Below are 1060 nucleotides of genomic sequence, written 5' to 3' on the forward strand. Positions count from 1 at the left end.
TATAGTAGTCGTTAGAAATAATTGCTCACTGTTGGAAGCGAGAGTTGGTCGAGAGCAGTATCGATCGCGGTGGTCAGTTGCTCAAGCGAGTCGAAGAACCGGTTGCTGAGAGCGTTTTGGAGTTGTCGCCAGCACTCTTCGACAGGATTGAGCTCCGGCGAATACGCAGGCAACGTGACGAAGGCGAGGTCGTCACGGGCCGCCAGGTCCGTGACGGCCGACGCCTGGAAGTACGGCGCTCCGTCTAGCACGACGATCAAGTCTTCTTCGAATTCTTCGCATAACGCGAGAATGAAATGTTTCGCGTGATCGGCAGTAACGTACTCGGTGAACCGTGAGAAAAAGTAGTCACCATCTTCGGTGATCGCGCCGAGCAGACACGTCCAGTCGCGTTGACCGGACAGTTCGACGCCCGGCCGCGTGCCGCGCGGAAACCACGCGGCACGCGGCTCGACCTGCACGGATTTCTTGGTTTGGTCGATACAGACTACTGTGGCGTCCATTTCCCGCCGCTTTTTTTGATCTCGTCGTGGAACTCCGCTTGGTCAGATTCGTCGGCTTCGGCGGCTGTTCGACGCGGTTTTTGATAACTGAGTCCAGCTTCTTTGAGCAACCGCCGACAACTCGGGATCGAGTATTCGACGCTGTACGTTTCTTCGAGAAATTCTTGGGCGAGCGCCGGCGTCCACGCCGGCGCGTCGATCCCGACCGCTTCAGGAGACTCGGTGACAGTTTGTTCGAACTCTTCTTGCTGTGCTTCTGAGAGCTTTCGTTTTCTTCCGGATCGATGAGCATCAGAGACGGCTTGCTCAAGCGACTCGTCGGTGTCGAGTCGCTTGAGCCAGCTGTAGATCGTCCGTCGTTGAACGTCGTACCACTCGGCTAGTTCAGTCTGCGAAACACCATTTTTGTACGCAATTGCGGCTAAGAGTCGTTGTGTCGGTTTCTTTCCGTCCACATTGTCGAGGGTGTCTTGCAGTTCCTCGACGGAGATCTCGTCGAGATGATCCACTAGTAGCTGCAACACACTCTGAGTAAAAAATTCTACCGGATTCTATAG

Annotated in this window: 1 protein-coding gene; it reads right to left on the reverse strand. The window is 55.0% G+C overall.

Translation table 11 applies throughout. From position 1 onward, the window contains the following. Positions 1-11: 11 nt before the first annotated feature. Positions 12-1012 (reverse strand): IS630 family transposase gene (locus tag ACMGFI_RS21190; protein ID WP_436912381.1). Its coding sequence is split into 2 segments (ribosomal slippage): positions 12-520 and positions 520-1012, totalling 1002 coding nucleotides; the frame shifts between segments, so codons are not numbered across the junction. Positions 1013-1060 lie beyond the last annotated feature (48 nt).

This window comes from Halosimplex marinum, assembly GCF_051414075.1.
Lineage (GTDB): Archaea > Halobacteriota > Halobacteria > Halobacteriales > Haloarculaceae > Halosimplex > Halosimplex marinum.